The 26,607-nt window shown below is 61.6% G+C and carries 26 protein-coding genes and 2 pseudogenes; 18 read left to right on the top strand and 10 right to left on the bottom strand.

Going from position 1 to position 26,607, the window contains the following annotated elements; translation table 11 throughout:
• The first annotated feature begins 7 nt into the window (after positions 1-7).
• The 9 genes and pseudogenes from FFR93_RS14145 to FFR93_RS14100 form a co-directional block, all read left to right on the top strand.
• Positions 8-319, top strand: coding sequence for a hypothetical protein (locus tag FFR93_RS14145; protein ID WP_138393680.1), 312 nt, complete (start codon positions 8-10; stop codon positions 317-319).
• A gap of 36 nt (positions 320-355) precedes the next feature.
• Positions 356-1,405, top strand: a complete 1,050-nt coding sequence (locus FFR93_RS14140) for a hypothetical protein (RefSeq protein ID WP_138393679.1) — start codon at positions 356-358, stop codon at positions 1,403-1,405.
• Between the two features lie 15 nt (positions 1,406-1,420).
• A complete protein-coding gene (locus FFR93_RS14135; RefSeq protein ID WP_138393678.1) occupies positions 1,421-2,395 on the top strand; it encodes a phage major capsid protein in 975 nt (324 codons plus the stop codon).
• A 21-nt stretch (positions 2,396-2,416) separates the two neighbouring features.
• Complete coding sequence (locus tag FFR93_RS14130; RefSeq protein ID WP_138393677.1) at positions 2,417-3,202, top strand: hypothetical protein; 786 nt, start codon at positions 2,417-2,419, stop codon at positions 3,200-3,202.
• Between the two features lie 237 nt (positions 3,203-3,439).
• Entirely contained in the window at positions 3,440-4,006 is a 567-nt protein-coding gene (locus tag FFR93_RS14125; protein ID WP_138393676.1) for a hypothetical protein, read from the top strand.
• Positions 4,007-4,802: 796 nt separating this feature from the next.
• Positions 4,803-5,339: a hypothetical protein gene (locus FFR93_RS14115; RefSeq protein ID WP_138393675.1), complete on the top strand. Its 537-nt coding sequence runs from the start codon at positions 4,803-4,805 to the stop codon at positions 5,337-5,339.
• Between the two features lie 134 nt (positions 5,340-5,473).
• Positions 5,474-5,965 (top strand): hypothetical protein, encoded by a 492-nt coding sequence (locus FFR93_RS14110; protein ID WP_138393674.1) that lies wholly within the window; start codon positions 5,474-5,476, stop codon positions 5,963-5,965.
• A 122-nt stretch (positions 5,966-6,087) separates the two neighbouring features.
• Positions 6,088-6,792 (top strand): hypothetical protein, encoded by a 705-nt coding sequence (locus FFR93_RS14105; protein ID WP_138393673.1) that lies wholly within the window; start codon positions 6,088-6,090, stop codon positions 6,790-6,792.
• A pseudogene (locus tag FFR93_RS14100) lies at positions 6,789-7,712 on the top strand (hypothetical protein); the annotation flags it as partial. The gene FFR93_RS14105 and the pseudogene FFR93_RS14100, both read left to right, overlap by 4 nt.
• A gap of 752 nt (positions 7,713-8,464) precedes the next feature.
• Here the strand turns inward: FFR93_RS14100 and FFR93_RS14095 are convergent.
• Positions 8,465-8,800: a hypothetical protein gene (locus tag FFR93_RS14095; RefSeq protein ID WP_138393672.1), complete on the bottom strand. Its 336-nt coding sequence runs from the start codon at positions 8,798-8,800 to the stop codon at positions 8,465-8,467.
• Positions 8,801-9,335: 535 nt separating this feature from the next.
• Here FFR93_RS14095 and FFR93_RS14090 point away from each other — a divergent pair.
• Positions 9,336-10,094 (top strand): hypothetical protein, encoded by a 759-nt coding sequence (locus FFR93_RS14090; protein ID WP_138393671.1) that lies wholly within the window; start codon positions 9,336-9,338, stop codon positions 10,092-10,094.
• A gap of 90 nt (positions 10,095-10,184) precedes the next feature.
• On the opposite strand, the gene FFR93_RS14085 is transcribed toward FFR93_RS14090, so the two are convergent.
• Positions 10,185-10,379, bottom strand: coding sequence for a hypothetical protein (locus FFR93_RS14085; protein WP_138393670.1), 195 nt, complete (start codon positions 10,377-10,379; stop codon positions 10,185-10,187).
• Here FFR93_RS14085 and FFR93_RS40865 point away from each other — a divergent pair.
• The 4 genes and pseudogenes from FFR93_RS40865 to FFR93_RS14070 all read left to right on the top strand — a co-directional run.
• A pseudogene (locus FFR93_RS40865) lies at positions 10,364-10,990 on the top strand (hypothetical protein); the annotation flags it as partial. The gene FFR93_RS14085 and the pseudogene FFR93_RS40865 overlap by 16 nt on opposite strands.
• On the top strand, positions 10,986-11,846 hold the full coding sequence (locus FFR93_RS14080) for a right-handed parallel beta-helix repeat-containing protein (RefSeq protein WP_171049186.1): 861 nt from the start codon (positions 10,986-10,988) through the stop codon (positions 11,844-11,846). The pseudogene FFR93_RS40865 and the gene FFR93_RS14080, both read left to right, overlap by 5 nt.
• Positions 11,847-11,850: 4 nt before the next feature.
• Positions 11,851-12,279: a hypothetical protein gene (locus FFR93_RS14075; protein ID WP_064706497.1), complete on the top strand. Its 429-nt coding sequence runs from the start codon at positions 11,851-11,853 to the stop codon at positions 12,277-12,279.
• Positions 12,280-12,464: 185 nt separating this feature from the next.
• Positions 12,465-12,650, top strand: coding sequence for a hypothetical protein (locus FFR93_RS14070; RefSeq protein ID WP_020920687.1), 186 nt, complete (start codon positions 12,465-12,467; stop codon positions 12,648-12,650).
• A gap of 157 nt (positions 12,651-12,807) precedes the next feature.
• On the opposite strand, the gene FFR93_RS14065 is transcribed toward FFR93_RS14070, so the two are convergent.
• The 4 genes from FFR93_RS14065 to FFR93_RS14050 all read right to left on the bottom strand — a co-directional run bounded on the left by FFR93_RS14065 (position 12,808) and on the right by FFR93_RS14050 (position 16,881).
• Entirely contained in the window at positions 12,808-13,008 is a 201-nt protein-coding gene (locus tag FFR93_RS14065) for a hypothetical protein (protein WP_064706498.1), read from the bottom strand.
• Positions 13,009-13,554: 546 nt separating this feature from the next.
• Positions 13,555-14,463: a sigma-70 family RNA polymerase sigma factor gene (locus tag FFR93_RS14060; protein ID WP_138393668.1), complete on the bottom strand. Its 909-nt coding sequence runs from the start codon at positions 14,461-14,463 to the stop codon at positions 13,555-13,557.
• A complete protein-coding gene (locus FFR93_RS14055) occupies positions 14,460-15,203 on the bottom strand; it encodes an SDR family NAD(P)-dependent oxidoreductase (protein WP_138393667.1) in 744 nt (247 codons plus the stop codon). The genes FFR93_RS14060 and FFR93_RS14055 overlap by 4 nt, the downstream gene beginning before the upstream one ends.
• Positions 15,204-15,378: 175 nt before the next feature.
• Positions 15,379-16,881, bottom strand: coding sequence for a DegQ family serine endoprotease (locus FFR93_RS14050; RefSeq protein WP_138393666.1), 1,503 nt, complete (start codon positions 16,879-16,881; stop codon positions 15,379-15,381).
• Positions 16,882-17,428: 547 nt separating this feature from the next.
• Between FFR93_RS14050 and FFR93_RS14045 the strand changes: the two genes are divergently transcribed.
• Together FFR93_RS14045 and FFR93_RS14040 are read left to right on the top strand one after the other, a co-directional pair.
• Positions 17,429-18,424, top strand: a complete 996-nt coding sequence (locus tag FFR93_RS14045; protein ID WP_064706502.1) for a LacI family DNA-binding transcriptional regulator — start codon at positions 17,429-17,431, stop codon at positions 18,422-18,424.
• Positions 18,425-18,520: 96 nt separating this feature from the next.
• Complete coding sequence (locus FFR93_RS14040) at positions 18,521-19,441, top strand: LysR family transcriptional regulator (protein WP_138393665.1); 921 nt, start codon at positions 18,521-18,523, stop codon at positions 19,439-19,441.
• Between the two features lie 57 nt (positions 19,442-19,498).
• Here FFR93_RS14040 and FFR93_RS14035 read toward each other — a convergent pair whose 3' ends face one another.
• From FFR93_RS14035 to FFR93_RS14025, 3 genes are all read right to left on the bottom strand, one after another.
• A complete protein-coding gene (locus tag FFR93_RS14035; RefSeq protein ID WP_138393664.1) occupies positions 19,499-20,452 on the bottom strand; it encodes an NmrA/HSCARG family protein in 954 nt (317 codons plus the stop codon).
• Between the two features lie 295 nt (positions 20,453-20,747).
• A complete protein-coding gene (locus FFR93_RS14030) occupies positions 20,748-23,036 on the bottom strand; it encodes a PBP1A family penicillin-binding protein (protein WP_138393663.1) in 2,289 nt (762 codons plus the stop codon).
• 138 nt (positions 23,037-23,174) lie between these two features.
• Positions 23,175-23,627, bottom strand: coding sequence for a helix-turn-helix domain-containing protein (locus FFR93_RS14025; protein WP_171049185.1), 453 nt, complete (start codon positions 23,625-23,627; stop codon positions 23,175-23,177).
• 112 nt (positions 23,628-23,739) lie between these two features.
• Between FFR93_RS14025 and FFR93_RS14020 the strand changes: the two genes are divergently transcribed.
• Both FFR93_RS14020 and FFR93_RS14015 read left to right on the top strand, forming a co-directional pair.
• Positions 23,740-24,477, top strand: coding sequence for a hypothetical protein (locus tag FFR93_RS14020; protein WP_138393662.1), 738 nt, complete (start codon positions 23,740-23,742; stop codon positions 24,475-24,477).
• Positions 24,478-24,701: 224 nt separating this feature from the next.
• On the top strand, positions 24,702-25,601 hold the full coding sequence (locus FFR93_RS14015) for an alpha/beta hydrolase (RefSeq protein WP_138393661.1): 900 nt from the start codon (positions 24,702-24,704) through the stop codon (positions 25,599-25,601).
• 34 nt (positions 25,602-25,635) lie between these two features.
• Here the strand turns inward: FFR93_RS14015 and FFR93_RS14010 are convergent, their stop codons facing one another.
• The gene (locus FFR93_RS14010; RefSeq protein ID WP_138393660.1) at positions 25,636-26,532 is read right to left on the bottom strand and encodes a LysR family transcriptional regulator; all 897 of its coding nucleotides are present in this window, start codon (positions 26,530-26,532) and stop codon (positions 25,636-25,638) included.
• Between the last annotated feature and the right edge of the window lie 75 nt (positions 26,533-26,607).

Raw genomic sequence — 26,607 nt, 5'->3', positions numbered from 1 at the left:
GGAAGAGATGAGAGAACGTTATTGCCGCGTCTGCGGCGGCTGGCACGCGCTCGACGCATGGCCGCACAACTGCATGCCGGTGAAAAACCTCGCCCAATCCGACCTGCCGGCGCCGCATTTCGTCAGCGACACGATCGAGATCCAGTCGATGCATGACGGCCGGCACTACACCTCGAAAGCCAAGCTGCGCTCCGCCTACCGGGCGGCCGGCGTGGTCGAGATCGGCAATGAGACGCCGCGGCCGATCGAGAAGCCGAAGGCGGATCGAAAGGCGATCCGCAATGAATTGCGGCGGGTCTACGCCGAATACAACGCCTGAAACGGGCATCAATCCCCGACATAGGAAATCCCCAAGATGGATATGGAAGACCTCAACGAGGCCGGCAACGGCAGCGAAGATTTTGGCGCGGCCGAGCAGCCTGTCAGCATCCGCGACAGCCTGAAGGCGGCGATCGACACCGTCGAAGGCGGGCCGGGCGATCTGCCGGGCCAGCCGCGCGACGGCGAAAGCGGCCGCTTCCTGGCCAAGGGGCAGGAGCAGACCGCTGCCGCCAGGACAGGGCAGGCGCCCTCCGGGGCTCAGGCGGCGCAGCAGACCGGCGAGATCGACAGCCGCCAGCAGCCCGCCGTCACCGGTAACCGGGTGCCGCCCGGCTGGTCGGCGGAAGCCAAGGCGCGATTTTCAAGCCTGCCGAACGAGGTGCAGGCTGCGATCGTCAAGCGCGAGCAGGAGGTCGATCGCGGCTTCCGCGTGCTGCAGGATTACAAGGGGCTCGAGGAGTTCACCCCGATCGTCCGCCAGGCCGGCATGACCCATGCCGATGTCATGCGACGGGCGATCGAATGGGAAAACGCGCTGATCCGCGATCCCGTCAACACCGTGCTTCATGTCGCCAAGGTGGCCGGCGTCAATCTTCACGCCCTGGTCAATGGCCGGGCGGGGGAGGCCATGCAGCGCCATGAGCAGGCAGGGCAGCAGCCCCAACGCCAAACCGGGCCGATCAACGTCGAGGCCACGGTCGAACATGTTCTGAGGAAGAGGGACACCGAAACTCAGGTCGATGCCTTTCTTTCCGATCCGGCCAATGCGCACGCCGAAGACGTTCTCGACGACATGGTCGCCCTTATCAATGCAGGGCGGGCATCGACGCTTCAGGACGCCTACGACGCCGCATGCTGGATGCGCCCGGACATTCGCCAGCAGTTGATCAGCCAGACTGCGCCGGCTCCCGTCCACCAGCAGCAAGCCCAGAGGGCCGCAGCGGCAGATCAAGCCCGCCGCGCCTCGCGATCCATCTCTGGCTCTTCCGCGCCGGGTCCGACCCGCGATGCGGCAAGGGGCCAGCCCACGTCAATCCGAGACTCGCTGCGCGACGCCATGCGCTTTTCGCGCGGCCAAGTCTGATCAAAGGAACGATCAATGCCCATTTCGCCCAACCTCTCGGAAATCGTCACCACCACGCTGCGCAACCGCAGCGGCACGGTCGCCGACGACGTGACGAAGAACAACGGTCTTCTCACCCGTCTCAACAGCCGCGGCCGCAAGAAGCCCGTCTCCGGCGGCCGCACCATCGTCCAGGAACTGCAGTACCAGGAAAACAGCACGTTCAAGCGCTATTCTGGCTATGACATCCTCAACGTCCAGCCCTCCGACGTCATTACCGCCGCCGAATACGACCTGAAGCAGGCCGCGGTCGCCGTCTCCATGTCCGGCCTCGAACAGCTGCAGAACTCCGGCGAGGATGCGATCCTCGATCTGCTCGAGCAGCGCATCGAGAACGCCGAGACGACGCTGAAGAACAACATCGCGCTCGACTGCTATTCCGACGGCACGGCCGATGGCGGGCGGCAGATCGGCGGCCTGCAGCTCTTGATCTCGACCTCACCGACCTCTGGCACGGTCGGCGGCATCTCGCGCGCCACCTGGGGTTTCTGGCGCAACCAGAAATTCTCGGCCTCGGCCGATGGCGGCGCGGCCGCCACCAACGCCAACATCCAGAGCTACATGAACCGGCTCTACATGTCCTGCGTGCGTGGCTCCGATGCGCCCGACCTCGTCGTCGCCGACAACAACTTCTTCCGCCTCTATTGGGAATCGCTGCAGGCGATCCAGCGCATCACCTCGGCGGACAAGGGCATGGCCGGCTTCCAGTCGCTGCAATACATGGGCGCCGACGTGATCTTCGACGGCGGCTTCGGCGGCGGCGCGCCTTCGAACCAGATGTTCTTCCTGAACACCAAATACCTGTTCTACCGCCCGCACCGCGACCGCGACATGGCGCTGATCGGCGACGAGCGCATGAACACCAACCAGGACGCCTTCGTGCAGCTGATGGGCTTCGCCGGCAACCTCACCATGAACAACGCCTTCCTGCAGGGCGTGCTGTTCGCCTGATCGAACGAAAGGATCAACTCCATGACCATCGCAATTTCCCAGACCGATCGTCTTGGCGCGAACCCGTTCGTCGTCGAAGGCCCGATCGTCGCCGGATCCGGTATCCCCGGTCCGAACTTCGCCCTCGGCACGGTTGCCGGCGGCGACCGTGAATCCGAATGGGTCTACTGCCAGCTCGTGCTCGCCGCGCAGACGACCCTGCAGCCCGGCCAATGGTTCCAGTGGAGCCGGGATTATGTCGCTTCGCTGCTGACCACGGCCGCCGCCGTCGTCGGCCAGCGCTGCGGCGTCTTCTCCGGTGCGGCCCAGCCGCCGACGCTGACGGGTGGGCCGGCCGGCGCCATCACGCTCCAACCCGGCATCTATTACATCTGGCTGCAGCGCAACGGCCAGGCGCCGGCCCAGGTGGCGAGCGCAACGGCGGCCCTCGTCGTAGCCGAAACCACCATCACGGCGGGCCAGGCGAGCGCGCCTGCCTCGGCGACCGTCGGCACCAAGGCCATCGCCAACGTCAACTTCGCCGCCGCCAACCAGACGTTTGCGGCTACGACGGTCAACGGCTCCAACCTGCTGACGAACCTTTCCGGCCTCAATGCCGGTTCCGGTCCGTTCATCGGCGCGGCCGTCGCCGGCACCGGCATTCCGGGCGGAACGACGATCGCGGCCGTCAGCTACTCCCCGAACGGCGTCGTCCAGAGCATCACGCTCTCGGCCAATGCGACGGCCAACGGCACCGGCATTACCATCACCGCGACGAGCGTGCTCGAAGCGACGCTGATGCGGCCCTTCCTGTCGAAGGTGAATTAAAGTCAAAGCCTGCCGTGGCGCGCCCCTCATCCGCCTGCCCGCGCCTTCTCCCCGTAAACGGGGCGAAGGGGGCTAGCCGCAACCCTCTCCGTCCCTCGCAAGCCTCTCGCAGGGCACGTCCCCTCTCCCCGCGAGCGGGGAGAGGGTTAGGGTGAGGGGCAGGCCACGGGCACGACATCACATCACGCGCTTCCGCGCCCATCCACATCTCCCCGCCATCAACAGCGAGCAAGCACCATGCCCGACAGCAACACTGGAATTTATGCCTCCTTCAGCCTCGAGCCGGTCGAGCAAACCTTTCTGACCGAGAAGGAGGGACGGCCGATCTTCGCCGACAAGCAGTTCGTCCGCATCTTCATTGCCGGCGACAAGCACACCGAGGTCTACCGCGAGGTGACCGAGAACGACAAACAGCGTTTTGCCGATGCCTATAAGCGCTTCAAGGACGGCGCTGCCGCCCGAGAGCAGCTGACCGGCACGCCGCTTGCGCAATGGCCCTATCTGAAGCCCAGCCAGATCAAGGAGCTGGAGGCGATCAACATCTATACGGTCGAGCAGCTGGCGGCCCTTTCCGACACGGCCAAGCAGAAGGTCGGCATGGGCGCCAATGAGCTGACCGCCGCTGCCCGCGCCTATCTCGCGACCGCCGAGAACTCCAGCGCTGCCTCTGCCTTTGCCGCCGAAAACGAACGGCTGAAGGCCGAGGTCAGCCGCCTGCAGGAGCAGATGAAGGAGATGGCCTTGCGCTTCGAGGCGCTCGAAAGGGAAGGCGAAGGCAGGGGCCGCGCACGGCAGGTGGCCTGACGAAGCGCTGATGCAAGCAGCCCCTCATCCGCCTGCCGGCACCTACCGGGATCGAGCCCATGGCTCGGCCCAGGCATAGGTGGCCCGAAGGGTCGGAGGAGGGGACCACACGGCACTACCTTCAAGCAAATTCACAGACTTCGGTAGCAGTCGCCACCAATGGCCCGCAGTCGGCCCTTTGCTGACGACGATCCTTCGCTTCCAACTGCAGGTAAGTTACGTTAGAATTGGTCAGTTTTAACGGGGATGAGATGCGATTACCCGAAGACAAATTTGATCTTGATGCGGTGGCGCAGCTCGCGGCGGCCGGTTTCCGGCAATTGCCCCGTTCCTTGACGACCTCGTCAGTTGGGTTGCCGATGGAAACTGGCCGGTAGCGAGGCCGGTTGCTGATCTCCTAGTTTCGACAGGAGCCGGAGCTTTACCTGCATTGCGCCAAGTGCTGCAGGGAAGCGACGCGATCCACCAATACTTTATGCTTTTGCTGGTTGCTAACCGACTTCCGCCGGATATAGCCGCTGTGCTCCGTGGCGATTTGGAGCGGCTTGCGACGAAACGTAGCACAGACCAATTCCGAGAAGGCGTTTCCGAATTGGCTGAAGATATCCTTCAAAAGCTGGGCAACTGACTCTCAATCATGGCCGCTACTGGCACAAAGCGGCCGCCTGTCAAGGTCGGCTATTGGCGGTGCGCTCACCCCGTGAGCCTACCCTCACCCCGTGGGCCCACCGCCCATTGCAGACATATGTGCGCGAGTGTATTTCTTCGGTCGGTTGACGAAAGAATGGGAAGTTCGGTGGCTAAGTACAGCTTTGATCAGCCCACTTTCCGTATTCGCTTATGGGTGGATGAACGGCCAAACCTTCCGTCGTTTCCTCACGTTCAGGTTGGGGGTGTTACTTCTTTCGCAGGTGGAAAAGGAAACCCACGGCATTCTTCAGCGACCATCGAATACTTCCGTCCACGCGGCGGCATGTATGAGTATGGTTTGCTAGGGGCGGATTTCTGCGTTGACGATTCAGACGTTGTACAAGTTCGCATCCCGGCATCAGCCCGCGGCCCGTCGGCGACGTGGGATGCATCGCTCAACAAATTCGAGGGGGACATAGTGTGTGCGTTCTCCCAAGAGTACACCGCGGCAATCGTAGACGGCATTCGGCGGTGCGATAGCGAACTCCCATGCGGTGGACTGCTTACTGTCACCGCAATGGTGCACTCGAAAGTCGGCTCGTCTGCAACCGTCTTTCAGTCCTTGGCAAAGGGTGTCGTTCGCCTGTTTTCTTATGATGGAACTATCGGATCCGTCGAAGAGGCAAAAACTCTGATGGACTAATAACCCCTTGCCCACATGGGACTTCGTTGAACAATCTGGTTGCTTCCGCTATCGGCCCTAAACGGTCATTGCCACGATTTATTCATGTGCACCATGCAAGATCGGCGAGAAGGTCACAAGGGAGACAACTCGCGATGTCTGCACTGCGAAAGATGTCGGTAAGGCGTATTCTATTGGCTGTGCTTTGCGCGATGCCGTATGCGGAATATGCTTCAGCATCATCCCTCGAAGATGCTCTTCGAGAAGCGCCGATGGGCGAGCCGGTCATGATCGGACCCCTCCTGGGGCCGGACGTCGAAGCCGTGTGTGTTCTACAGCCCTATCAAGACCAACTGTCCACCCGAGACGATGTAGCGGAAAGACTTAATGCTCAGCTTCGCGCCCAAGCATTGGCCGTCGACGAGGGCCACTTCATTTTCGCGATTGTTCGGAACCACACATTGCAGCTAGACCGGATCAAGCGGTCAAGTCGACTTGACGTCTTTGGAGTGCGTCCTCTTCCAACTGGAACTTCATTACCTGACAAATTTGCTCAGGCTGAATGTTCCCCTGCGCACACCGCTGCCATCGTCAAATTCATTTATCGCGAGAGGGCGTACGTCGTGTTCGGTGCGGTGCCTCGCTGAAACCCGTCCTAAATGACTGCTGTTGGCGCAAAGCTGCCAATGCCGCAAATTGGTTTGGTGGCATTTGCTACCGAACTCCGCAAATTCACCCACCGCAACTGCCCCGAACCGGAGATCCCCGCATGTCGCTCCTGACCATCATTCAGAACGTCTGCGCGGAGATCGACCTCGATCCGCCGGCGGCCGTGATGTCCTCGGCGGATCCGCAGATCATGCAGCTGCGCATCCTTTCCAACCGCGCCGGCCGCGACCTGGTGCGGGCCCATGACTGGTCGGCGCTGATGGTGCGGCGGCAATTCCAGGCGACGGGTGCTGCCCCCGAGCCGGCCGATCCGCCTGCCGACTGGGACCGCTTCGCCGCCAATGCGCGGATCTGGAACGTCTCGCGCCTGTGGGCGCTGAACGGCCCGGTGGAACCGCAGACCTGGCAGCGCCACACGATCCTCAATGCCAACCCGGTGCCGCAGATTTGGCGCATGGCGGCGGGCAGGCTCGACATCTATCCGAATGTTGCCGGTGAGACGATCGAGTACGCCTATGTCTCCGGCTTCTGGGTGGCGGTGAATGGCGGCGCGGCCACCGCCGCCAACTGGGCGAACGACACGGATACGGCACGTTTTCCCGAAGAGCTGCTCGAACTCTCGCTGATCTGGCGCTGGAAGCGGGCAAAGGGCCTCGATTATGGCGAGGAGCTCGCCTCTTTCGAACGATCCAAGGAAGCCGCCATCGGCGCCGACCGCGCCGCTGGGCCTGTCGACCTTTCGCTGCCGGCGAGGGGGCAGGCGCCTGAGTATTATTGGCCCGGCACGATCACGGTGACGCCATGACCCGCAGACCCGTCCCTCCGAACGGCCGCACCCGCCGCGTTTCGCCCGGCAAAGACTGGATCGCGCCGATCGGCGGCTGGCGAACCGATGTCGAGATGGCTGACATGCCTGAAGATGCGGCCTTCCAGCTCGACAATTTCTTTCCCGAGGCCAACCGCGTGCGCGCCCGCTACGGTTTCCTCGCCTTTGCCACAGGCCTCGGCGCCGACGTGCAGACGGTCATTCCCTATTCCGGCGCGACCAACAGGCTGTTTGCCGCCGCCGGCGACAAGATCTTCGACGTGACATCAGGCGGTGCGGCCGGTGCGCCTGTCGTTTCGGGTCTCGCAAGCGCCCATTGGTCGGTGCAGCAGTATACCAACCCGGCCGGCCAGGAATTCCTGCGTCTCGTCAACGGCCTAGACACGCCGCTGATCTTCAACGGCAGCTCCTGGACGAACAATTTCCTGGTGGGCACGGCAACGCTCGCCACCCAGAATGTCGCCGTCCGCAACACCGCATACACCCTGAGCTTCTTCGGCACCGGTTCCGTCACGCTCTCCGGCGCTTTCGCCGGCACGCTGAACGGAACGGGCGTCGGCAACCGCGTGTCGCTCACCTTCACGCTGGCGGCCGGCACCCTCACGCTCACGGTGACGGGAACGGTCACCAACGCGCAGCTCGAAAAGGGCTCGGCCGCCACGGCCTATGTCGCCTCGACGATGATCACCGGGATTCCGGACGCCTCGCTGCTCAGCGCCGTCACCGCCTATCGCTCGCGGCTGTGGTTCATCGAAAAGAATTCGACCAATGTCTGGTACCTCGCCACCGACGCCGTCAGCGGCGCGGCGACGGTTCTGCCGGTCGGCGGCAACATGAAATATGGCGGCACGCTGGTGGCGATCAATGTCTGGACCATCCCGGTTGCCACCGGCCTGCAGATCCCAGATTTCGGTGCTGCACCAAGCACTTCTGCTACAAATAGTGCAGATGCGATTCGTCAACGTGTCGCCTCCACTCTTCTTCAGGACAAGGAGATATTCGGTTTTTCTCCCGAGGAATTAGCAGCGCTCGAACCTATTGCCCGAGGAAGCACGGCTCAAAACGTCACGCGTCGGATAGGGAAATTTCTAGACGGCGGAAGTGGCGTGGCTCGCATGCTGAGCACGGCGGTTGGCGGCGCCGCGGGAGCGGCTGCGAGCAGCGCCAGTGGCGCCGGCACGGCCGCCAGCGGCGCGTCTTTGGGTGCATTGGTGCCAACGGTATTGGGCCAAGGCAGTGAGGAATTGTCCAACATACTGACATCGCGGGCGCTGTCTGCGGTTGATCGAATGGTTCGACAACGTTCGCCGCTTTATCAGGCCACGTTGGATGCGGCCCCGAAGGAAGCCGTCCGCCAACCGAAGGCGGAGGCACTCGTCCGAGCTTTATTGCTTTCTCAGCAGCCGCAGCAGCAAAATGGCGGTGGCGGGTGGTGATGGCTATCCCCGTATATCTTCCCACAAGATGGCAACCCCCAATGCCATCACGCTTACCGGTATAGCCCATATGATCAATTTGACCGGTTGGCTCATATACAGGAACATGTAACCAGCGACTGATGCTCCGCCAATCGCCATCATCGTCCCCAGTGTCATCGATATGAATTTCCTCATCAATTTTTCCTTAGAGCTTGCGAACCTGGGGCATGATATCAGCCGCCCTCAAAGGCGATCTGGATCGGTATGGCGACCAGCAGCAATGTTGCGAGCGTCACCATGAAACCAAGCACGCCGACCAAGAGGCAGTTGATGACGCTGAAGATCGTTCCCTCGCCCTTCGCCCGCGCCTGCTTCCATCCGCGGATGGGCAACAGAAACATGGCGAACGGCGCCCTGACAAGGATATGGGCGGCATATTTCAAAACGGCCGGAAAATCGTTTCGACTCCAGCCGATCGAAAGATCGGACGGCCGGAAAGCGTGAAGCGCATCCCTCCGTGCGATGAAGAAACAGAGCCATCCTGCCGTCAAAACGCCCGTAAGGAACATGGTCAAGTCGATCGGAAACTGTCGATCACCCGCCGGAGGAGAGTTTTTTGGAGCGGGTACCATGAGGCAAGCGCCACGACGGCGGCGAGGATCGTGGCGATCGTGATCGTTGTGCGTGAAGGTTTGTTTGGCTGGTGATCGGTCGGCATGCCGCAACCGATACTATAGGTTTGAAGGCCTCGCGATTCGCGGGGCCTTTTTCTTCGGAGATGATAAACGCCCAGAAACCATCAACCGGTATCTATTCCAAGTCCGCGGGCACGACGCCCTCCGTCGGCTAGGTCATCGACCCGTACCATGGAACGCTTTGATCACCGACTTCGGCAATGAAATCACCAATTTAGCTCCCGCGTGATGGTTCGGGCGTCGGTGGTCGCGCCGGAACAAACAAACCTGTGAGCGTCCCGCAAATAGGAGACTTGTTGGTACCGCGATGGCGCGGTGATAAAACTACCGTAGCGAAGCGCCCTTTGGTGCTGTAGACGATCACTTCATCCTCGACTGTCACTTGCCACCAATCCAACGCAGGTCCTCCATGCTCAAGCGTCTCGTCAAACAGGTTCTACCTAGCTCCGCAGTTGCAGCCGTGAATAACTGGCGGACGCGTGAGAGATTGTACAAATCATGGAGCAAAGCGGCGGCGGCGGCGCCCGCGTATGGGGATATGCGTCTTTCAGCGTTCCGGATAGAACGATCGCGGCGGTTGATTGGCGAGGAGAAGTCTTATGTCCAACCACCGGCAGATCTCCTGCCCGCCATGGATATCCCTGCCGGCCGGTTCGTCGACTTCGGCGGATCCGCTGGCGAAATGTGCGCCGTGCTGCGAGAGCAGTACCCAGTCTGGTCGTTTACGGTCGTAGAGACCAAGTCGATGGCGGACGCCGCGCAGGCCTTGAGGCCGGAAATATCTTTCTCCGACCAACTGCCGCCAGAGTTCGATGTTTTCTACAGCAGTGGGACACTTCAATATCTTTCCGATCCAGAGACACTGTGGCGCGAGGCTCTGAGCAGGACAACTCGTTGCGCTTATTTGGCGCGGAATGCCTTCTCTAGCAAAAAGCGTTTCACTATCCAGTCGTCCCGGCTTTTCGATAACGGGGCGGGCCCGGTTCCTGAAGGATTCGACAACGTTGAGATACGTTATCCCCACCAGACCATTTCAGAAGCGTCGTTAGCGGAAATAGCCGACGAAATGGGCTTTGATCTGGCTGCTCGCTTTGAGGGCCGCAACACTGGGGTGACTGGCACCCGCGCGGATGTCTATGGAGCCGATCTCTTGTTCAAGAGACGATAGTCCGACGCAGTTTAGAAATTAAGCGGAAAGACAGGGATCTCTCTTTCGGAGCCGCTTTTGCCCGTTGCCCGACCTCAACGACGGACAAATTCAAGTGCCCGCCTTAGCAGAAACGGCTGCGTTGCCATGTCCGCTATCTTGAGGTGGCCGATCGAGGCTGCCGATCTCCGTGCGCTCAAACCCGTGCAAGGTGCGGCCGCCCATCCCAACCGCCTTCACCAAAACCACAATGGCCTCGCAATGCGGGGCCTTTTCTTTGGAGACGATGAATGCCCAGAAATCCATCAACCGGCGTCTATTCCAAACCCGCCGGAACAACGCCCTCCGTCGGCCAGGTCATCGACCCCGCGCCATGGAACGCGCTGACCACCGACCTCGGCAACGAAATCACCAATTCGCTGCCGCGCGACGGCTCGGCGCCGATGACCGCGCCACTCAAAGCGGCAAGCGGCACGGTTTCGGCGCCCGGCATCGGTTTCGCCACCAATCCCCAGACCGGCCTTTATCTGAAGGGCGGCGGGCTGCTGGGATTTACCCAGAACGGCGTCGAGGTCGCGTTCGATAAAGCGTCGATCTATGCCGCGAAATCAGGCGATTACACGGCACTTGCCTCCGACGACAATGCGGTTCATCGCTTCACCCAGGCAGCGACGCTGACCCTCAGCGCAGCAGCAACGCTCGGCGCAAACTGGCGCTATTGCGTCATCGCCGATGGCGGGGACGTGACGATTGATCCCGCCGGCTCGGAGACGATCGATGGCTCGACCACGCTCATCCTCAAGAACGGCTATAGCGTCAACATCACGTGTTCCGGTGCCGCCTTTTTCACCAACAAGTTCGCCGCCAGGATCCAGAGTAAGGCCGACAGTTCGGCCGTGGGCGATTTCGTCGTTGGCCGCCTCGGGACCGGTTGGCATCTGGTTCTATGAATGCCTGAATTCGACCATCCAGTTCTGTGAAAGCCACCACAACAAGACTGGCGTTGGAACCTCAGATGGCGGTGGATTCGACATCGACGGCGGCTGCCAGGGCTGCACCGTCCAGTATTGCTACAGCCACGACAATTATGGCTCCGGCTATCAGATTTACCAGTTTTCCGATGCCACCATCAAAGGCCTCAGCGGCAACACCATCCGTTTCAACATCAGTGAGAACGACGGCACCCAGGCGCCGGCATCGAAAGGCGGCGTCCTTGTCGGCACTGCCGAAAGCAGCCGCGCCGCGCCGAACAACAACATCCACAACAACACGATCTACAATGGCCTGGCCTCCGCAAACGGGTTCTATCTCTTCAGCAACCCCAATCAATTCTCCGCCAGCTATTTTGCGAACAATATCGTCTATATGACGGGCACCGGCTCGAAGGTCATCAACTCCTCGACCAGCCTGACGCCGGCCTACCTTTGTATCGGCAACTGCTATTCCTCGCCCTCGACCTCTCTCAAGTGGGGCTCGGCCACCTATACGACGTTCTCCAACTGGCGGACGGCATACCCCGCTCAGGAAACCGTTGCCGGATCGGCAAGCTTCAAGACCGCCAATCCATCGCTGGTCGGACCTCTCCCAGTTGGAAATATCGGCGGTTTCGATCCTCTCGCCCTTGGATCTTACAAGACCCAGGGCGCATCCGTCTGCCGCAATGGCGGTCAGAACATTAATAGCCTCTATGGCATTGACCCCGGACCCAGAGATCTGTTCGGAAACGCAGTGCCGCAGGGGGTCAACGATATCGGCTGTTTTGAAAGTGCGTGATGCCATGACATCCAATGACGATATCCTGCGCGCCCTCGGGCGCGTGGAGGGAAGGCTGACCGGCATCGAGGAAAACGTCGCGCTGCTGCGCCAGGAGATGGCCGACGAAAAGGCCAACGCGCATGACGGCCGTGCGGTGATCCACAAGCGGCTCGACGAACAGGCCAGGCAGATCGCCCATCTCGACACGAGGGTGGCGATCAGCGGCGGAGCGGATGAGCAGATCCGCGCCGAGATGAGGACGCTCAAGGAAACCGTCGAAAGGAACCAGGAGACGGTCGGCCCGGCCCTGGAAGAATGGAAACGGATGAAATCGATCGGCTACGGTATTTCAGGGTTGATCGCCTTCGCCGGGCTGACGACCGGCGGGATTATTGCCTATGCCAGCGATGGCGCGGTGGCGGCGCTCAGGCATTGGCTGAAGATCAGCTGAGCGGTGCGCCAAGCTTTGCGCTCTCTTGCGCCTGGCGATCGACGTCGAATGCCGGCAAGTTGAAGGTAGCAAAAACGGCGTGAGCAGGCGGATATATTGCCGTCTTCCCCGCCTTGTTAAAATTAGACTTTGCTAACGAACAAAATTGGCGCCTGTTTGTTATCCTTTGCAAGGAGGAAACGAACATGAAGAGCATGAGCAATCGCCAAGTTCGTATTCCCGGACCCCGGGAACATGATGTTGCCGAGCATTGCCGCAAGTTTGGGATTGGCCCGGCGGAGGAGAAGAAGCTGAAGAAGCTGCTCGGGTCTCATGCGCCGCTGCACGAGATTCAGGCGAACGCGCCGCCGCGCCTGCCGAAATGGCGATAGCGCCGGAGCCGGAACTTCCGGCCCTATCCGGCGTTTTGATCGCCGGGCCGCGCGGCCGGTCTCGTCTCCTGTACCCCTGCTACCCCGGCAGGCGCTGCGCGGTCCACTAATCCCCTTGTTTCCAGCTTGTCGGCGTGCGGATCCGCGCACGCCGCCATCAATGCCGCAGCTCGCGCGACAGCATCAGGATATAGTCGTCGGCGATGTCGGCGACGACCATGGCTGCTTCTGCAGCCGGATAACCCCTGCCGACGGCCTCGGCGACAATCTTCATCACCTGCGGTTCAAGCGCCTCGCGGCAGTCGGTCAGACTTTTGTCATCCGGGCATTTGGCACGAAATTCCAGGACATTGCTCATGGCATACCCTCCATTTAATGTTTCTGCGCCCCTTGATGCATGAAGCCGGTCTCTCCAGGGAAAGGCGGGCCGTGGTTCCGGTGAGCTGTCCCGGAACAAACTAGCTGTCATGAAAACACGATGTCACAGGGTGGGGTGTATTCAAGTTGATGCTGATATTAAGGTAAGTCAGTAGGGTTAATTCGTCCAGCGGCAGTTTATCGCCCGCCGGAGCCGCCGTCAGGCAATGGAGCAAGTTCTTGTTTTGGTGTCGCTTTCCGGTACGAAAAACCGGCGGTCCGTTCGGTTTTTCGTGGAAAATGCCGCCATTTACCATGTGCTGCGAGGGCAGGGCGCAGCTCTGTGCCGAAGCCGGACAGCCACGAAGAAAAGTCCGTCTTCGCGACCGGTCGCCAACGCAGATGTGGAATCGCTAAAATTGGGCGGTTCCACATTCTGAGCCATGACAGCTGACAGGCCCATGGCGGAAATAGTCATGTTTTACGAAATGTCCGCGGTTGGCGGCGTATAGCGGACCGCGAGAAAGCTCGTCTCGACCAGTATCGGTCACCGCGATGCGGCCGTCATGACATCAGCACCATCCATGAGATAGGTCGCATAACGATGGTCGCGGATCAGGCTTATTTTTTTCCCGCGCCATTCGAGCAGCATGAAATAGGAAGGACCGCCCGACGGTTCGGCCGATACCAGCAATATTTCCCGGCCTTCCAGCCAGGCCGGTTCGACCCTGACCGGCGGATATTCGGCATAATAGGTGAAAAATCGACCGACGTCGGCGGCACCCGAGATTTCCGGCCGTCGCGCCTGACGAAGCCGAACGTCGTCGGCCAGCAAGCGACGCAGCGCGTCCCAATCTTGGGCGTTGAAGAGCGCTGCAAAGTTCAGGGCCTCGGGACTTGGCGACGGCGCAACCTCGGACCGCACGTCTGAGATCGCGCGCAATCTCGCCCGACCGCGCGACAGATGGGCCTTGACCGCATCGACACTCAGTTCCAGCAGCGCTGCGATATCCGCAAGCGACTCTCCCAACACATCCTTGAGGATCACCGCGCTGCGTTGCGGCACCGGCAAATCTGCAAAATGACCCAGGGCGACCCGCACCGTGTCCCGCCGGATGAGCGCGTCCTCCAGGCCGACGGCGCTGGTATCGGCGAGATCAAAGGCCATCTCAAGCGGCTCCGACCGGCGCGTACTGCGCTGGCGCAGGGCATCTATGGCTCGATTGTGGACGATGCGAAATAGCCACGGTCGCAGCGGCGTGCCCGGCGGGATCGAGCCAGCCGTCGCAAATACCCTGGCAAACGCGTCCTGAATCACGTCCTCGCCGTCGATCACCGAACCCACCAGACGCGCAGCATAGCGATGCAGTTGGGGGCGAAGCGCGTCCGCTTCCCTGGCCAGGTCTGCGAGCAGAGTTTTCCTCTCTGCGGCCCCGAGAGCTGGGTCTTCCGTCATTCGATGACCGTCACACCCGTATCCCCACGCACGGCATAGACCATGGCCTCGGCGAGGCCGGATTTGCCGATCAGTTCGGTGACCGTATCACCGAAAGCCCGCGGCGTCATGTCCGGCCAGGTAGCGGCCTGTTCGGCAAATGTCCGACCCGCCTTCGCAGCATAGGCCCCGATGCCGGTGTCACCTACACCGGTTCCAACGAACATCTGCCGGGGAACGATGACCCGGAACCGCAAACCCAGGCCGAGTTCCGCCGACAAGCCATCGGCATATTTTGCAATGAACCACTGCGCGCGCTTGGCGCCGGCATAACCTCCCGACAGCGGCGACCCCTGCACGGCGGCTCCGCTGGAGACCAGGACGACGAGCCCGCCCGGCGCCATCGGCACGGTCAAGGCAGCCTGTACCCAATACAGCGCGGCCTTAACGTCTACATTCCAGTTGGTCGCGAATGCCTCCCAGCCAATCCGGTCGATCCGCTCCATGGGCGGTTGCGCACCGGCATTCATGATGACGACATCAGGTCGCGCCTGCTCCATGATCCGCCACGCCGCGTCGGCATCAGTTGCATCAGCTGATATGGCGGTGACGGGCGGTTGCTCAGCCGGTCCCTGCACAGCCGTCGTGTTTCGGGCGACCACGGTGACTTCGGCCGCGCGAGCAACGAATGCCTCGGCGAGCCCACTCCCCAAGCCCCGGCTCCCGCCGACGACCACAATTCGCTTTCCTTCCAGATCCATTTATCAGTCCTCATTCGGGTCGGTTTCGACCGCTCGACGACGGTCGCGACAACGACGTTTCAAGGAGGTGAAAAGAGTCATCGCCATCTGCGATTTGTGGCAGCCGGCGTCAAAAAGCCGGCTGGATCTTCACGAGCTTTTCTTTTTCATCGCAGCTTTCGCCACACCGGATGCCTCAGGCCGCGGCAAATGGCACAGCGATGAAGGTTTTACTCCCGTCACGTTCGACGAGCAGCAACACCGATTTGCGGCCGGCCTTGCCGGCTTCGGCGATCGCCGCCTTGACGTCTCGGGCATTGCGCACCGGCCGGTCATTGACCGAGACGATGACGTCGCCCGACTGGATGCCGGCGGCAGCGGCCGATTTGTCCGGATTGACGCTGGCGACCACCGCGCCGCTGACGGAGCGCGGCAGGTTCAGCTGCTGGCGCACGTCGGGCGTCAGGTCGGCAAGGCCGATGCCGAGGCTCGGCTGGCCGAAGGCCTGGCCATGCGCTTGCGGGCTTTCGGCCTCGGCCTGCTTCTGGCCGTCCGCATTGGCGCCTACGGTGACGTTGAGATCGATCGTCCTGCCGTCGCGCCAGACACCCAGGGCTTCGTGCGTTCCAGGGGAGAGATCGGCAACGAGGCGCGACAGGTCCTTCGGCGTCTTGACGGTCTCGCCGCCAACCGATGTGACGATATCGCCGGGCTTCAGTCCGGCATTGGCGGCAGCGGTATTGGCGGAAACGGCGGCCACCAGGGCGCCGCCTGTCTTGTCGAGGCCGACGGCATCGGCCACATCCTTCGTGACCGGCTGGATCTGCACGCCGAGATAGCCGTGATCGATCGAGCCGTTCTTCTCGAGCTTGGCGACGATCGCCTTGGCCTCGTCGGAGGGAATGGCGAAGCCGACGCCGACGCTGCCGCCGTTCGGCGAATAGATGGCGGTGTTGATGCCGACGACCTTGCCTTCGCGATCGACCAACGGACCGCCCGAGTTGCCGTGGTTGATCGGCGCGTCGATCTGGATGAAATCGTCATAGGGGCCGCTATGCAGGTCGCGGCCGCGCGCCGAAACGATGCCTGCCGTCACCGTGGTGCCGATGCCGAAGGGGTTGCCGATCGCAAGGATCTGGTCGCCGAGCTTCAGCCTGTCTGAATCGCCCCAGGCGATGGTCTGCAGCGGCTTGCCAGCCTCGATCTTCAGGACGGCGACGTCGGATTTGGCGTCGGTGCCGATCAACTTGGCCGGCAGTTCGGTGCCGTCGTCGAGCGTCACCTTGATGTCGAAAGCGTTGTCGATGACATGGTTGTTGGTGACGATCACGCCGTCCGGACTGATGATGAAGCCGGAGCCGAGCGCCATCGCATGCTCCGAACCACGGTGCTGCGGCGCCGGGCGCGGCAGCGGGATGCCCTGATCCTCGAAAAACTGGCGGAACTGTTCGTCCATCGGCGATTCCTGGTCGGCGCTGGTATCGCTTGCTTTCATCGTCGTGGTGATGGTGACGACGGCGGGTTTGTCGGCGTCGACGATCGAGGCGAAGGAGCCGCTCGCGGCGAGAATTCCGCCTGTATCCGAAGGTGCGGCAAAGGCGTTGGAGGAATTCACGGCGAAGGGGAGGCTGGCGGCGCCGGAAATGACGGCGGCCCCGACGAGCGCTGCGGCGTAATGTTTGCGGTGGATGCGTGACATGGCGATGGTCCCTTGCGAGAGCGTTGGCTTTGATGGCGTCGTGGTTCCGTGTCTCGGACCTGGCGTCGGGAGAGGGGGGCGCAATTCCCCCATTCGCCTGGCGCGGGTCGTCGGGGATCCGACGAGCGGGGAGAGGAAGAAGAATTCGCGCTGGCATTAATATGACCAGGCAAAACGGCTTTACAAATTAAACATTGATCATGTTTATGTTGCCGATTTGTAAGAAATTACATGTGTTTGATCTTTCCTTCCAAGGCTTGGCGCGCGCCGCTGCTCCCGGCGATCGCCCGGGCGTTTCGCCGGGTAGAGGCCGTCTCCACCGCCAGGATTGCTGCGCTTTTTCAGGGCACTACGGTGATCCGAGGGCCGCTTGAGCCCGTATTGCAAAGCAGTTGATCCGGCGGCCTTGGTGGAAGCGTATCTCAGGAACCTGTTGCGAATATAGAAGTTAGTAGACTCTAAATTACTTCTTCTTTTGGGGAATCGGCTGCAGGTGAATCTCGCCGGCGAAGAATTCGGTGCAGGGGGGAGGAAAGCCGAGCACGGAATGCAGGTGAAGCTGAGCGATGTGGCGAGGAAGGTGGGCGTCAGCCCGATCACCATTTCGCGTGCATTGCGCAATCCCGAAATCGTCTCGGAGGATCTGCGGGAAGAAATCCTGCGCACGGTCGAGGAGATGGGTTATATCCCCAATCTTGCCGCCCGGGCGCTGGCCGGCCGCCATAACGGCATCGTCGGCGTCATCACCCCCGCCTTGCACCAATATGGCTTCGCCGGCCTAATGATCGGTATCGAGGATCGCTTTCGCGGCACGGAGTTCACCGTGCAATATTCCAGCACGCTGCACCATGCCGAGGGCGAAGCCGGCCTGCTGAAATCCATCCTGACCCAGAAGCCGGCCGGCGTCATCATCGCCGGCGCCGAATCCTATCGCGACCTCCTGCCGCTGATGGCGAGCGCCCCCTGTCCCATCGCCCATATCACCGATCTCAGCCAGGAGCCGCAAAGGCTGGTCGTCGGCCTCGATCATTATACGGCCGGCGCCGAGCCCACCCGCTTCCTGTTGTCGAGGGGCTATAACAGGATCGCCTTCATCGGCCGCGGCGCCGACGTCCGCTCGCGCCGGCGCATCGAGGGTTATGAGGCTGTGATGCGGGAAGCCGGCCTTTTCCTGGAGGATCTCATCATCGGCGGGGATGCGCCGAGCCGCATCGGCCTCGGCAGGGAGTTGTTCTCCCGCCTGCTCGAGCGCGTGCCCGATGTCGATGCCGTCTTTGCCCAGAGCGACGAACTGGCCTTCGGCGTCCTCATCGAATGCAAGGCGCGCGGCATCCGCGTGCCGGAGGATGTCGGCATCTGCGGCTTCAACGACCTGGAATTTTCGCCTTTCCTCGAGCCGTCGCTAACGACGGTGCACATAGCGCGCCAGGACATCGGCCACCGCGTCGCCGACATGCTGCTGCACGCCATCCACGACGAGCCGCTCGAGGAAGACAGGGTCGACTGCGGCTTCTCGATCGTCCCGCGCGGCTCGACGCGGTAGTCGGGCATGGAAGTGGAGCTGAGCCTTGCTGAGCCCCGACCGGGCACGGTAGGATTGTTCCGTATAGGAACCGGATGGCAACCACTGTGCTGAAAAATGGATAAGGCGGGACTATCTCTTGACAGGATGCGCACCTTTGTCCGCGTCGCCGAGCGCGGCAACCTGTCGATGGTCGCAAAGGAGCTGGGCGTCGGCCAATCCAGCGTGACGCGGCACCTCAACGAACTTGAGGAGGCTGTCGGCGTGCCGCTTCTCAGCCGCACGACGCGTCGCGTCACCCTCACGGACGAAGGTAGTCGCTATTATACCAACTGCCTTCAGATATTGCGCCTGGTCGAACAGGCCGCTGAAGAAGCCAGAGACGCCCGTGACGCCCCAGCCGGCGCTGTTCGGCTCTCCTGCACGGCAGCGCTTGGCGTGATGCATATCACGCGGATGATCTTCGACTTCCAGGACAAGCATCCCGACATCCGCGTCGACCTCAACCTGACGGACCAGCGCATCGACCTGGTCCGCGAAGGCGTCGACGTGGCGCTCCGTCTCGGGCCTCTGGCCGACAGCGCAATGAAACTTCACGCGCTTGGAGAAAGCCAGCGGCTGCTGGTCGGCGCTCCGGCTTATTTGTCCGCCCGGGGACGGCCGGAGCGGCCGGCCGATCTGTCGCGATACGAAACTGTCGTGATGTCCAACGTGGCAGGCAGCGACAAGCTCCTTCTTTCCTCTCCCGATGGTACAAGCCTGATGATCCCTGTCCGTGGCCGGCTGCGCGTCGACCACGGGCTTGCGGCGCGCGAGGCTCTTGCCGCCGGGCGCGGCATTGGTCCTACCCATCTCTGGCTGGTTCACGATCTTCTTCACGATGGCCGGCTCGAAGTCGTGCTCGGAGATTACCGGCCTTCGCCGGTGCCGCTGAGCTTGTTGATCGCTCCGGAGCGTGCCGCCATTGCCCGCGTCCGGCTGCTCGTCGACTTTCTTGCCGCTGAGGTTGCCAGGCTGCCGGGGATCCGGCGGTCGTAGGTCTTAGGGCAAGCATTCGATCGTCGAAGACAGGCGCCATGCTTCGCGAGACATGCTTCACCCTCCGAAAGACCGCTTGTCGCCGCGCCATCCCGTCGTCCGCAGAAACTGCTCCCAGTTGAGCGCCTCGGGATTCAGCCGGCGGCTCCATTGGAGATCGTGTTCCTTGCCGAAATAGCCATACTCGACCGCATATTCGACCATGCCGAGAATCTCTCGAACGAGAAGTTCGTTGGCGGCAAACTCCGGAAAATAGTGCAGCAGGCCGTCTCTGGTGAAAGCATTTCGATACTCGGCCTTGCGGCCGGTCACGCGCTGGAAGGTCTCGACCATTTCCCGCGGGGAAATAATATCGCCGACGATCGGCTGCGTTTTGCCGTTATAACGCTCGGGGTTTGAAAAGATCTCGAGGACAACAGGCCCGGTCGCCGTCAGCGGATCGACAAAAGGCGCTGCGAAATCCTCAGGAAGATAAATCGGCAGGAGCAGGGTGTCGCCTTCCATGCGCGGCACATAATATTCGAGAAGGTTGGTGTAGAAGAATGCCAGCATGACGAAGGAATGAGAAATCGGCAGGCTGCGAATGTGGTCTGCAACGAGCGCCTTGTCGGTAAAATGCGGCGCATATTTCGTCCCACCGGCGATCCTGTCGACATTCTCCAGCGTGCTGAAAACGATATGACCGACGCCGGCCTCAACGGCCGCATCCGCGAGCTGCCGGCCAAGGGGAGCCTCGATAGTCGCCGGCGGGGCGATCGGCGGCGTCATCAGAAACGCGCCATCCGCGCCCTTGAATGCAGCAACGAGCTCCTTCTGGTGGCCGAGTTCGAGAGGCACGATAGCGATTTCGGCCCCGAGTTTCTCCAGGCGTAAAGCTTCAGGCGAATCCTTTCTTCGAGTGAAAGCACGGACGCGGAAACGTTGGCTCTCAAGAAGTGTCGCGACGACGCTGCGCCCCTGTTTGCTCGTTGCACCAGTGACCGCGATCAGTGGCTTGTTGTCCGTAGACATGGCTTCATCCTTCCTTCGTTCGCCGCTGAATAGGCAGGCATTTAAAAAAGGCTGAGACTTAGGGTCCTTACCCCACAGCCCGACCTTGACGCGGTACCCTATCGAAACGGATTCTATTGATGAATATCGCCGGAACGCATAGGATAATGCCGTTTTATGGATAAATCCGGGTCAGGCGCTGACGGAGTCGGTGTTGATCTCGTTGCGGCCGTCTGTCGGAGAGAGAGTTGGGCGATCTCGTTTGTCGCCGATGGAACACCGGGCGTGAGGCAAGACCGGTCGCTGCGGGATCACATCACTTTTCGCAAAGGCGTCGGCCGCCGGAATATGGCTGATAGGTACAGTCGGACGGCCTAAAGGAGCGGTAGCTGCGCGAGCAGGCGGTGATGTTGCAGGACTGCGGTGCGCCCTGGCCATCGATGTCTGCATCGGTCGACCGCACTCCGTTCAGCGCCGGTTCGGTGGTCGCCGCGCGCATGAAGTCCCGCCAGATGTGCGCTGGCAGGTCGCCGCCCGTCACCCCCTTCATCGGCGTGTCGTCATCATTGCCAACCCAGACACCGACGACGAGCGATTCCGTGAAACCGACGAACCAGGCATCACGATTGTCCTGGCTGGTGCCGGTCTTGCCGGCCGCAAATGTGCCGGGGTCGGCTCCACGTCCCGTGCCGCGTTCGACCACCAGCTGCAGGAGCCCGAGGAGATCGGACTGGTAGGGCGAAAGATCGACATCCGGCTTTGATTGTGCGCCAACTCGAAAGGCCTTGGGCTGCCTTGCCGCTTGAAAGTCGATGATGCCCCAGGGTTTGACAGGCGCCCTGCCGAGTTGGACGGACGCATAGGCGCTGGTGAGGTCAAGCAGATTCACTTCGGACGTGCCGAGCGCCAAAGACGGCGTATCGGCCAGCGGCGCATCGATGCCGAGTTCGCGCGCTGCGGCAATCACATTGCCCAGACCGACCTCTTCAGCAAGCGCTACTGACGCGGCATTGAGCGATCGCGCGAACGCCTCGGCAAGCGTTACCCACCCGCGATAGCTGCCACCGGAATTTTCCGGCGACCAGCCATTGATGTCGATTGGCGCGTCCAGAACCTGGTCAGACAGTGTGAGCCCGGCCTTCAACGCTGCGTAGTAGACGAATAGTTTGAAGGTGGAACCCGGCTGGCGCATCGCAGTCACGGCGCGGTTGAACTGGCTCGCCTTGTAGTCGCGCCCGCCGACCATCGCAACGACGGCGCCGTCCGGCGTCATCGCAACCAAGGCCGCCTGCGATGCGCCGACCGCCTTTCCTTCACTGTCCAGGGCTCTTTTCACGACCCGCTCGGCGATCTGCTGCAACTGCGGCACCAGCGTGGTGCGCACGGTGGTCGAACCTGGCGATGAGCCGGCGATTTCGCTTGCCTGCGGCGAAATCCAGTCGGCAAACCAGCTTCCGGAGCGCGGCGTCGGCGTCGTCGGATGCAGGCTGGTAAAGCTCGTCTTGGCCTCCGCCGCCTGTGGCGCGGTGATCTTGCCATTGGCCGCCATCGCGTCGAGAACGACCATGGTGCGCTGCCTGGCGCCTTCGAAATTGTCGATGGGATTCCATTGGCTCGGCGCCCGCAGCAATCCTGCCAGCATTGCCGACTCCGGCAGGTTGAGGGCGCCGATGTCCTTGTTGAAATAGATCCGCGCGGCGGCAGGCATGCCGGTGGCGCCGGCGCCAAGATAGACGCTGTTGAGATAGCGCGTCAGGATTTCCTGCTTGCCGAGCTTCCACTCCAGCCAGAATGCAATGACGACTTCCTGTATCTTTCGTTTTATGGTTCGGTCGCTGTCGAGATATTGCAGCTTGATGAGTTGCTGGGTGATCGTGCTGCCACCCTCCACCACGGAGCCAGCCTGCAAATTCCGCAGAACCGCCCTCCCGATGCCCCTGGGGTCGACGCCGAAATGATCCATGAACCGGCGATCCTCGATCGACAGCACGGCATCGATCAACTGGGGTGGAAACTGGTCGTATCGGGCATATGGCCCCTGATAAGGTCCCTGTCTCACCAGCGGCGCACCGTCGGCGGTTTCCAGCACCACGACCGGCTTCAACGTTCCATCGCGGATTTCGCTCCAGGGCACGTCTTTCAGTGCCCATACCAGCACGCATCCTACGAGGAGGCAGACAAGCAGAGCCGCACCGATCGCGAATTTCCGCCAGCCCGCCAGAAAGCGGCGCCAGCGATGTTCACGCGGATTGCTACGCCAGTCGCCAACACCGCGCCCGGCCTTGGCGAGGGCGCTCTTGATCCACCCGGCTGGAGCTGACGTGGTCTCCAGCCGCATCGACCTGCTTAGCGTTGTTTTCAAAAACGAAGCGGACGCCTTGGTCTTCGCAGAACTTTCCTCCAAATCCTGGCGCAGGGCACGCCACAGATCGCCCGCGGCCCGTCGAGTTTGATCAAAGGATCCGCGGGGCGGCTGCGGCTCGTCGAGATGGGCGGGGCCCGGAGACGCCGAGACGGCCGCTTGCGCTGCCGAATCTTGTATCTGATCGCGGCCCGCGCTCGAGCTGCTAACGCTTTCACCTGAGGATTCGGGAGAATTGGGCATCGGTTACCGCTAAAAAGGCCAACGCAGCAGGACCCCTTATAGCCGGGTGATGCTGCGTGTTCCACCGCAAAAGGCCGCAACCGCAACCGCTGCGCACCGCCCGGATCCGCGCGTCGAAGACTCGAAGCCGAGCTTCTATTAACGACCCCTGGCTTCAATGCGAAACTGGTGGGGGTCCAAAGGTTGACCGTCGCCGGCTACAAGCTCCAGCTTCTGCAAGGGTTGTCCGTGCAGACTGTCGACTATGCCGTAGTCCAGCTCCCCGGGGGCAAAGCAATGTTCCTCTCCCCATTGCCAGAGCGCGACAAGGATCACGCACAGCTGACGCCCTTTTGGCGTCAGCAGATAGAGACGACTTAGTGCGGAATCAGGGTCCGGCTCGACCGTGAGTATGCCCTCTTCTACGAGCTTCCGCAGGCGAACCGACAAAATGTTCTTCGCGAGTCCCAGACTCTTTTGAAACTCGGAAAATCGCCGACGCCCCTTGAAGGCCTCGCGAACGATGAGGAGGGACCACCAATCACCGACGGCCTGGAGAGAACGCGCAATTCCGCACTGGGCACCCCCCATGTCAGTTCGCTTGCCCTTCAAGTTCCACCGCCTTTCTCCGAATTATGGTTGCAAAGTTAAACCATTTGGCGTTATGAGTCGATAGGTTTCAAAATTAAACCTTTGTGAGCGTTAAAGACTGGAGGGTTTTGGAGTGACCGACCTATTGGATTTCGCAATTCAGGCTCATGGCGGCTTTGAACTATGGCAGCGGATCGAGCAATTGCGTGCACACATCAAAGTTGGTGGCGCGGTCTGGCATGTGAAGGGGTGGCCGGATGCCTATGCCGACATCCACACTATGGTTTCGACCCGTCGTCCGTACACTGAATTCACCCCCTTCCTGGAGAAAGGGTACCATTGCGTTTGGGAGGCGGAGCGTACAGCGATCGTGGCCGACAGCGGCGAAGTCATTGAGCATCGGGTCGCACCGCGTTCGTCTTTTGAGGGGCACACGATCGCCACAGCGTGGGACCGACAGCATCTTATCTATTTCACCGGCTATGCCATGTGGACCTATTTGACTACGCCGTTTCTCTTCAGGCTCCCCGGGTTCGAGACGGAGGAGATTGAGCCATGGCAGGAAGAGGATGAAATCTGGCGCCGGCTGAGGGTAACATTCCCCTTAAGCGTCCCGAGCCATTCCACCGCTCAGACATTCTATTTCGAATCGAATGGCCTGTTGCGCCGCCATGACTATAGCGTCGACATCATGGGCGGCACCACGAGCGCCAACTATGCAAGCGACCACGAAAGTTTTGCTGGTTTGACGATCCCGACGAAGCGCAGGGTTTACACAACCGGCGCGGACAACCGGCCCATCCTCGATCGGGTCGCCGTTTCGAATGATTTGCTCGACGTCGTGATTGAACCACAGCCCGCGGGGCGCTGACCTCCGTCAGCAGGCTCGGCAGTCTCCGGCCTGCGACTAGACGTCGATCAGGACGAACATGTCGCAGCGCGCTTCGACCGGGCGGTCGAGCACCAGGTGATGGCGTCGCCGGCGACGCCGGCATTGCGCCAAGGCAAGACATTGGGCCATATGGAAGCGATCATGCGGAACTGAAACGCGCCTGAACCTTTATGGCAGTCAACTTCCACGGCATGAGGCTCCAAATGGCTTTTTCTCAATCTCTCAAGACAATCCGCACCGACGCGTTGGAGATCGCCTACGTCGAGATTGGCCCTGCCGATGGCTGGCCAGTCGTGCTTTCACACGGCTTTCCCTATGACGTGAATGCCTATCGGGACGTCTCGCCAATCCTGGCCGCGCGAGGCGCAAGGGTGATCGTCCCGTACCTGCGCGGCTTTGGCCCTACGAGGTTTCTGTCGCCAAGAACCATGCGCAGCGGCCAGCAGGCGGCGCTGGGCAAAGACCTGATTTCGCTGCTCGACGCACTGGCTCTGCCGCACGCGCTGCTTGCCGGATTTGACTGGGGCGGCTTGGCATCCTGCGTCGCCGCGGCATTGTGGCCGCAGCGGGTTGACGGGCTGGTTTCCTACGCTGGCTATGATGTCATCGACGTCAACAGGCAGCGTCACTCCGTTGCGCCGTCGCTGGAACATGCGATGTGGTATCAACACCTGTTCCAAAGCGAACGCGGCCGCGAATGCCTTGAACACAATCGCCGCGAACTCTGCCGGATGCTGTGGGAGCAATGGTCGCCGCAGTGGGAATTTGATGACGCCACCTTTGACCGGTCTGCCGCGTCCTTCGAAAATCCGGACTTCGTGGACGTCGTTCTCCACTCCTACCGGTTTGCTCTCGGAACCGAGAGTGGCGATCCCGAACTTCAGGATCTGGAAGATATCCTGGCAACAAGGCCGCAAATCGTCATTCCGGCGATCACCCTTGATGGTACCCAGGACCCTCTCAAGCCGGATGGCACGGCCGATCATTCAGTCATGTTCACGGGGCCTTATCGGCACAAGGCGTTCGATTGCGGCCATGCATTTCCTTTCGAAGCCCCTGAAGCCTTCGCCGATGCGATCCTCGCCGTCCACGAGATCGCCTGAGACCGCTATCGACGGCGTCTGGATAGCCGAGAGGCTAGGGAGCCATCCGCGCGCGCAGGCGCGGCACGATCCAGTCGAGGAAGCACCGCACCTTCGGCGGCAAGGGCTCGGCTGGTCCATGGATAACGTTCACCGGCAGCGGTTCCGGTGCGAAATCCGTCAGCAGTTCCTGCAGGGCGCCGGAGCGCAACTGATCGGAAATCTGGTAAGACAGCACGCGGATAATGCCGATGCCGGCCAGTGCGGCCTGGATGGCAGCCTCCGTCGTATTGACCGCGAGCTTGGAGCGCGGCTCGACGGAAAAGGCCGCGCCGTCCCGGCGGTAGCGCCATTCCGGCGCCGTCGCAAAGCCCTGGAAGCTGATGCCGTCATGCTGGGCGAGGTCATCCGGCTGACGCGGCACCCCTCGGCGGGCGAGATAGTCCGGGCTCGCGCAGATCACCCGGCGAACGGCGCCTACGCGCGTTGCGATAAGCGCGCTGTCCGCCAGATGCCCGATCCGCAGGGCCACATCGACGTGCTCATCCGCCAGACTTAGCTGCCGGTCGACCAAGGTCAGACGCAGGTTGATTTCGGGTTGCTCCTTCAGGAAGTCCAGCGCAATTGGCAGCAGATGGCGCTCGCCGAAGGCAATCGGTGCGGTCACGTGCAGCCCGCCACGCAACGCGCCATATTCGCCGCTGGCCTGCCGCTCCGCCGCCTCCAGCTCCTCCAGAATGCGACGTGACGCGGCGACGAAGGCGCGCCCCTCCTCCGTGACGGCGAGGCCGCGGCGGGTGCGCCGGACCAAGCGCACGCCCAGGTGCTTTTCAAGATCGGCGACCTTGCGGCTGACCGTGGCGAGCGGTGCATGCAGTCGCCGCGCCCCGGCCGAGAGGCTGCCTGCCTCCACCACCGCCACCAGCACCGACATTGCTTCAAACCGATCCATCTAATCCTTCCGGAATCTGAGAGGAAAGCTCTCTCAATGGCAGGATACTCTATCAGTGCTAGATATCATAGCTTG

The sequence above is a fragment of the Rhizobium sp. MHM7A genome (assembly GCF_005862215.1).
Lineage (GTDB): Bacteria > Pseudomonadota > Alphaproteobacteria > Rhizobiales > Rhizobiaceae > Rhizobium > Rhizobium bangladeshense.
This window is presented reverse-complemented; position numbering and strand designations above follow the sequence as displayed.

Bases quoted from the DNA above. Each gene is read 5' to 3' on its own strand.
- FFR93_RS14105 (WP_138393673.1), top strand. From the start codon at position 6,088: ATGTCGCTCCTGACCATCATTCAGAACGTCTGCGCGGAGATCGACCTC.
- FFR93_RS14140 (WP_138393679.1), top strand. From the start codon at position 356: ATGGATATGGAAGACCTCAACGAGGCCGGCAACGGCAGCGAAGATTTT.
- FFR93_RS14070 (WP_020920687.1), top strand. From the start codon at position 12,465: ATGAAGAGCATGAGCAATCGCCAAGTTCGTATTCCCGGACCCCGGGAA.
- FFR93_RS14075 (WP_064706497.1), top strand. From the start codon at position 11,851: ATGACATCCAATGACGATATCCTGCGCGCCCTCGGGCGCGTGGAGGGA.
- FFR93_RS14125 (WP_138393676.1), top strand. From the start codon at position 3,440: ATGCCCGACAGCAACACTGGAATTTATGCCTCCTTCAGCCTCGAGCCG.
- FFR93_RS14010 (WP_138393660.1), bottom strand. From the start codon at position 26,532: ATGGATCGGTTTGAAGCAATGTCGGTGCTGGTGGCGGTGGTGGAGGCA.
- FFR93_RS14055 (WP_138393667.1), bottom strand. From the start codon at position 15,203: ATGGATCTGGAAGGAAAGCGAATTGTGGTCGTCGGCGGGAGCCGGGGC.
- FFR93_RS14015 (WP_138393661.1), top strand. From the start codon at position 24,702: ATGGCTTTTTCTCAATCTCTCAAGACAATCCGCACCGACGCGTTGGAG.
- FFR93_RS14065 (WP_064706498.1), bottom strand. From the start codon at position 13,008: ATGAGCAATGTCCTGGAATTTCGTGCCAAATGCCCGGATGACAAAAGT.
- FFR93_RS14085 (WP_138393670.1), bottom strand. From the start codon at position 10,379: ATGGATTTCTGGGCATTCATCGTCTCCAAAGAAAAGGCCCCGCATTGC.
- FFR93_RS14135 (WP_138393678.1), top strand. From the start codon at position 1,421: ATGCCCATTTCGCCCAACCTCTCGGAAATCGTCACCACCACGCTGCGC.
- FFR93_RS14090 (WP_138393671.1), top strand. From the start codon at position 9,336: ATGCTCAAGCGTCTCGTCAAACAGGTTCTACCTAGCTCCGCAGTTGCA.
- FFR93_RS14040 (WP_138393665.1), top strand. From the start codon at position 18,521: ATGGATAAGGCGGGACTATCTCTTGACAGGATGCGCACCTTTGTCCGC.
- FFR93_RS14145 (WP_138393680.1), top strand. From the start codon at position 8: ATGAGAGAACGTTATTGCCGCGTCTGCGGCGGCTGGCACGCGCTCGAC.
- FFR93_RS14030 (WP_138393663.1), bottom strand. From the start codon at position 23,036: ATGCCCAATTCTCCCGAATCCTCAGGTGAAAGCGTTAGCAGCTCGAGC.
- FFR93_RS14035 (WP_138393664.1), bottom strand. From the start codon at position 20,452: ATGTCTACGGACAACAAGCCACTGATCGCGGTCACTGGTGCAACGAGC.
- FFR93_RS14110 (WP_138393674.1), top strand. From the start codon at position 5,474: ATGTCTGCACTGCGAAAGATGTCGGTAAGGCGTATTCTATTGGCTGTG.
- FFR93_RS14045 (WP_064706502.1), top strand. From the start codon at position 17,429: ATGCAGGTGAAGCTGAGCGATGTGGCGAGGAAGGTGGGCGTCAGCCCG.
- FFR93_RS14060 (WP_138393668.1), bottom strand. From the start codon at position 14,463: ATGACGGAAGACCCAGCTCTCGGGGCCGCAGAGAGGAAAACTCTGCTC.
- FFR93_RS14130 (WP_138393677.1), top strand. From the start codon at position 2,417: ATGACCATCGCAATTTCCCAGACCGATCGTCTTGGCGCGAACCCGTTC.
- FFR93_RS14050 (WP_138393666.1), bottom strand. From the start codon at position 16,881: ATGTCACGCATCCACCGCAAACATTACGCCGCAGCGCTCGTCGGGGCC.
- FFR93_RS14095 (WP_138393672.1), bottom strand. From the start codon at position 8,800: ATGTTCCTTACGGGCGTTTTGACGGCAGGATGGCTCTGTTTCTTCATC.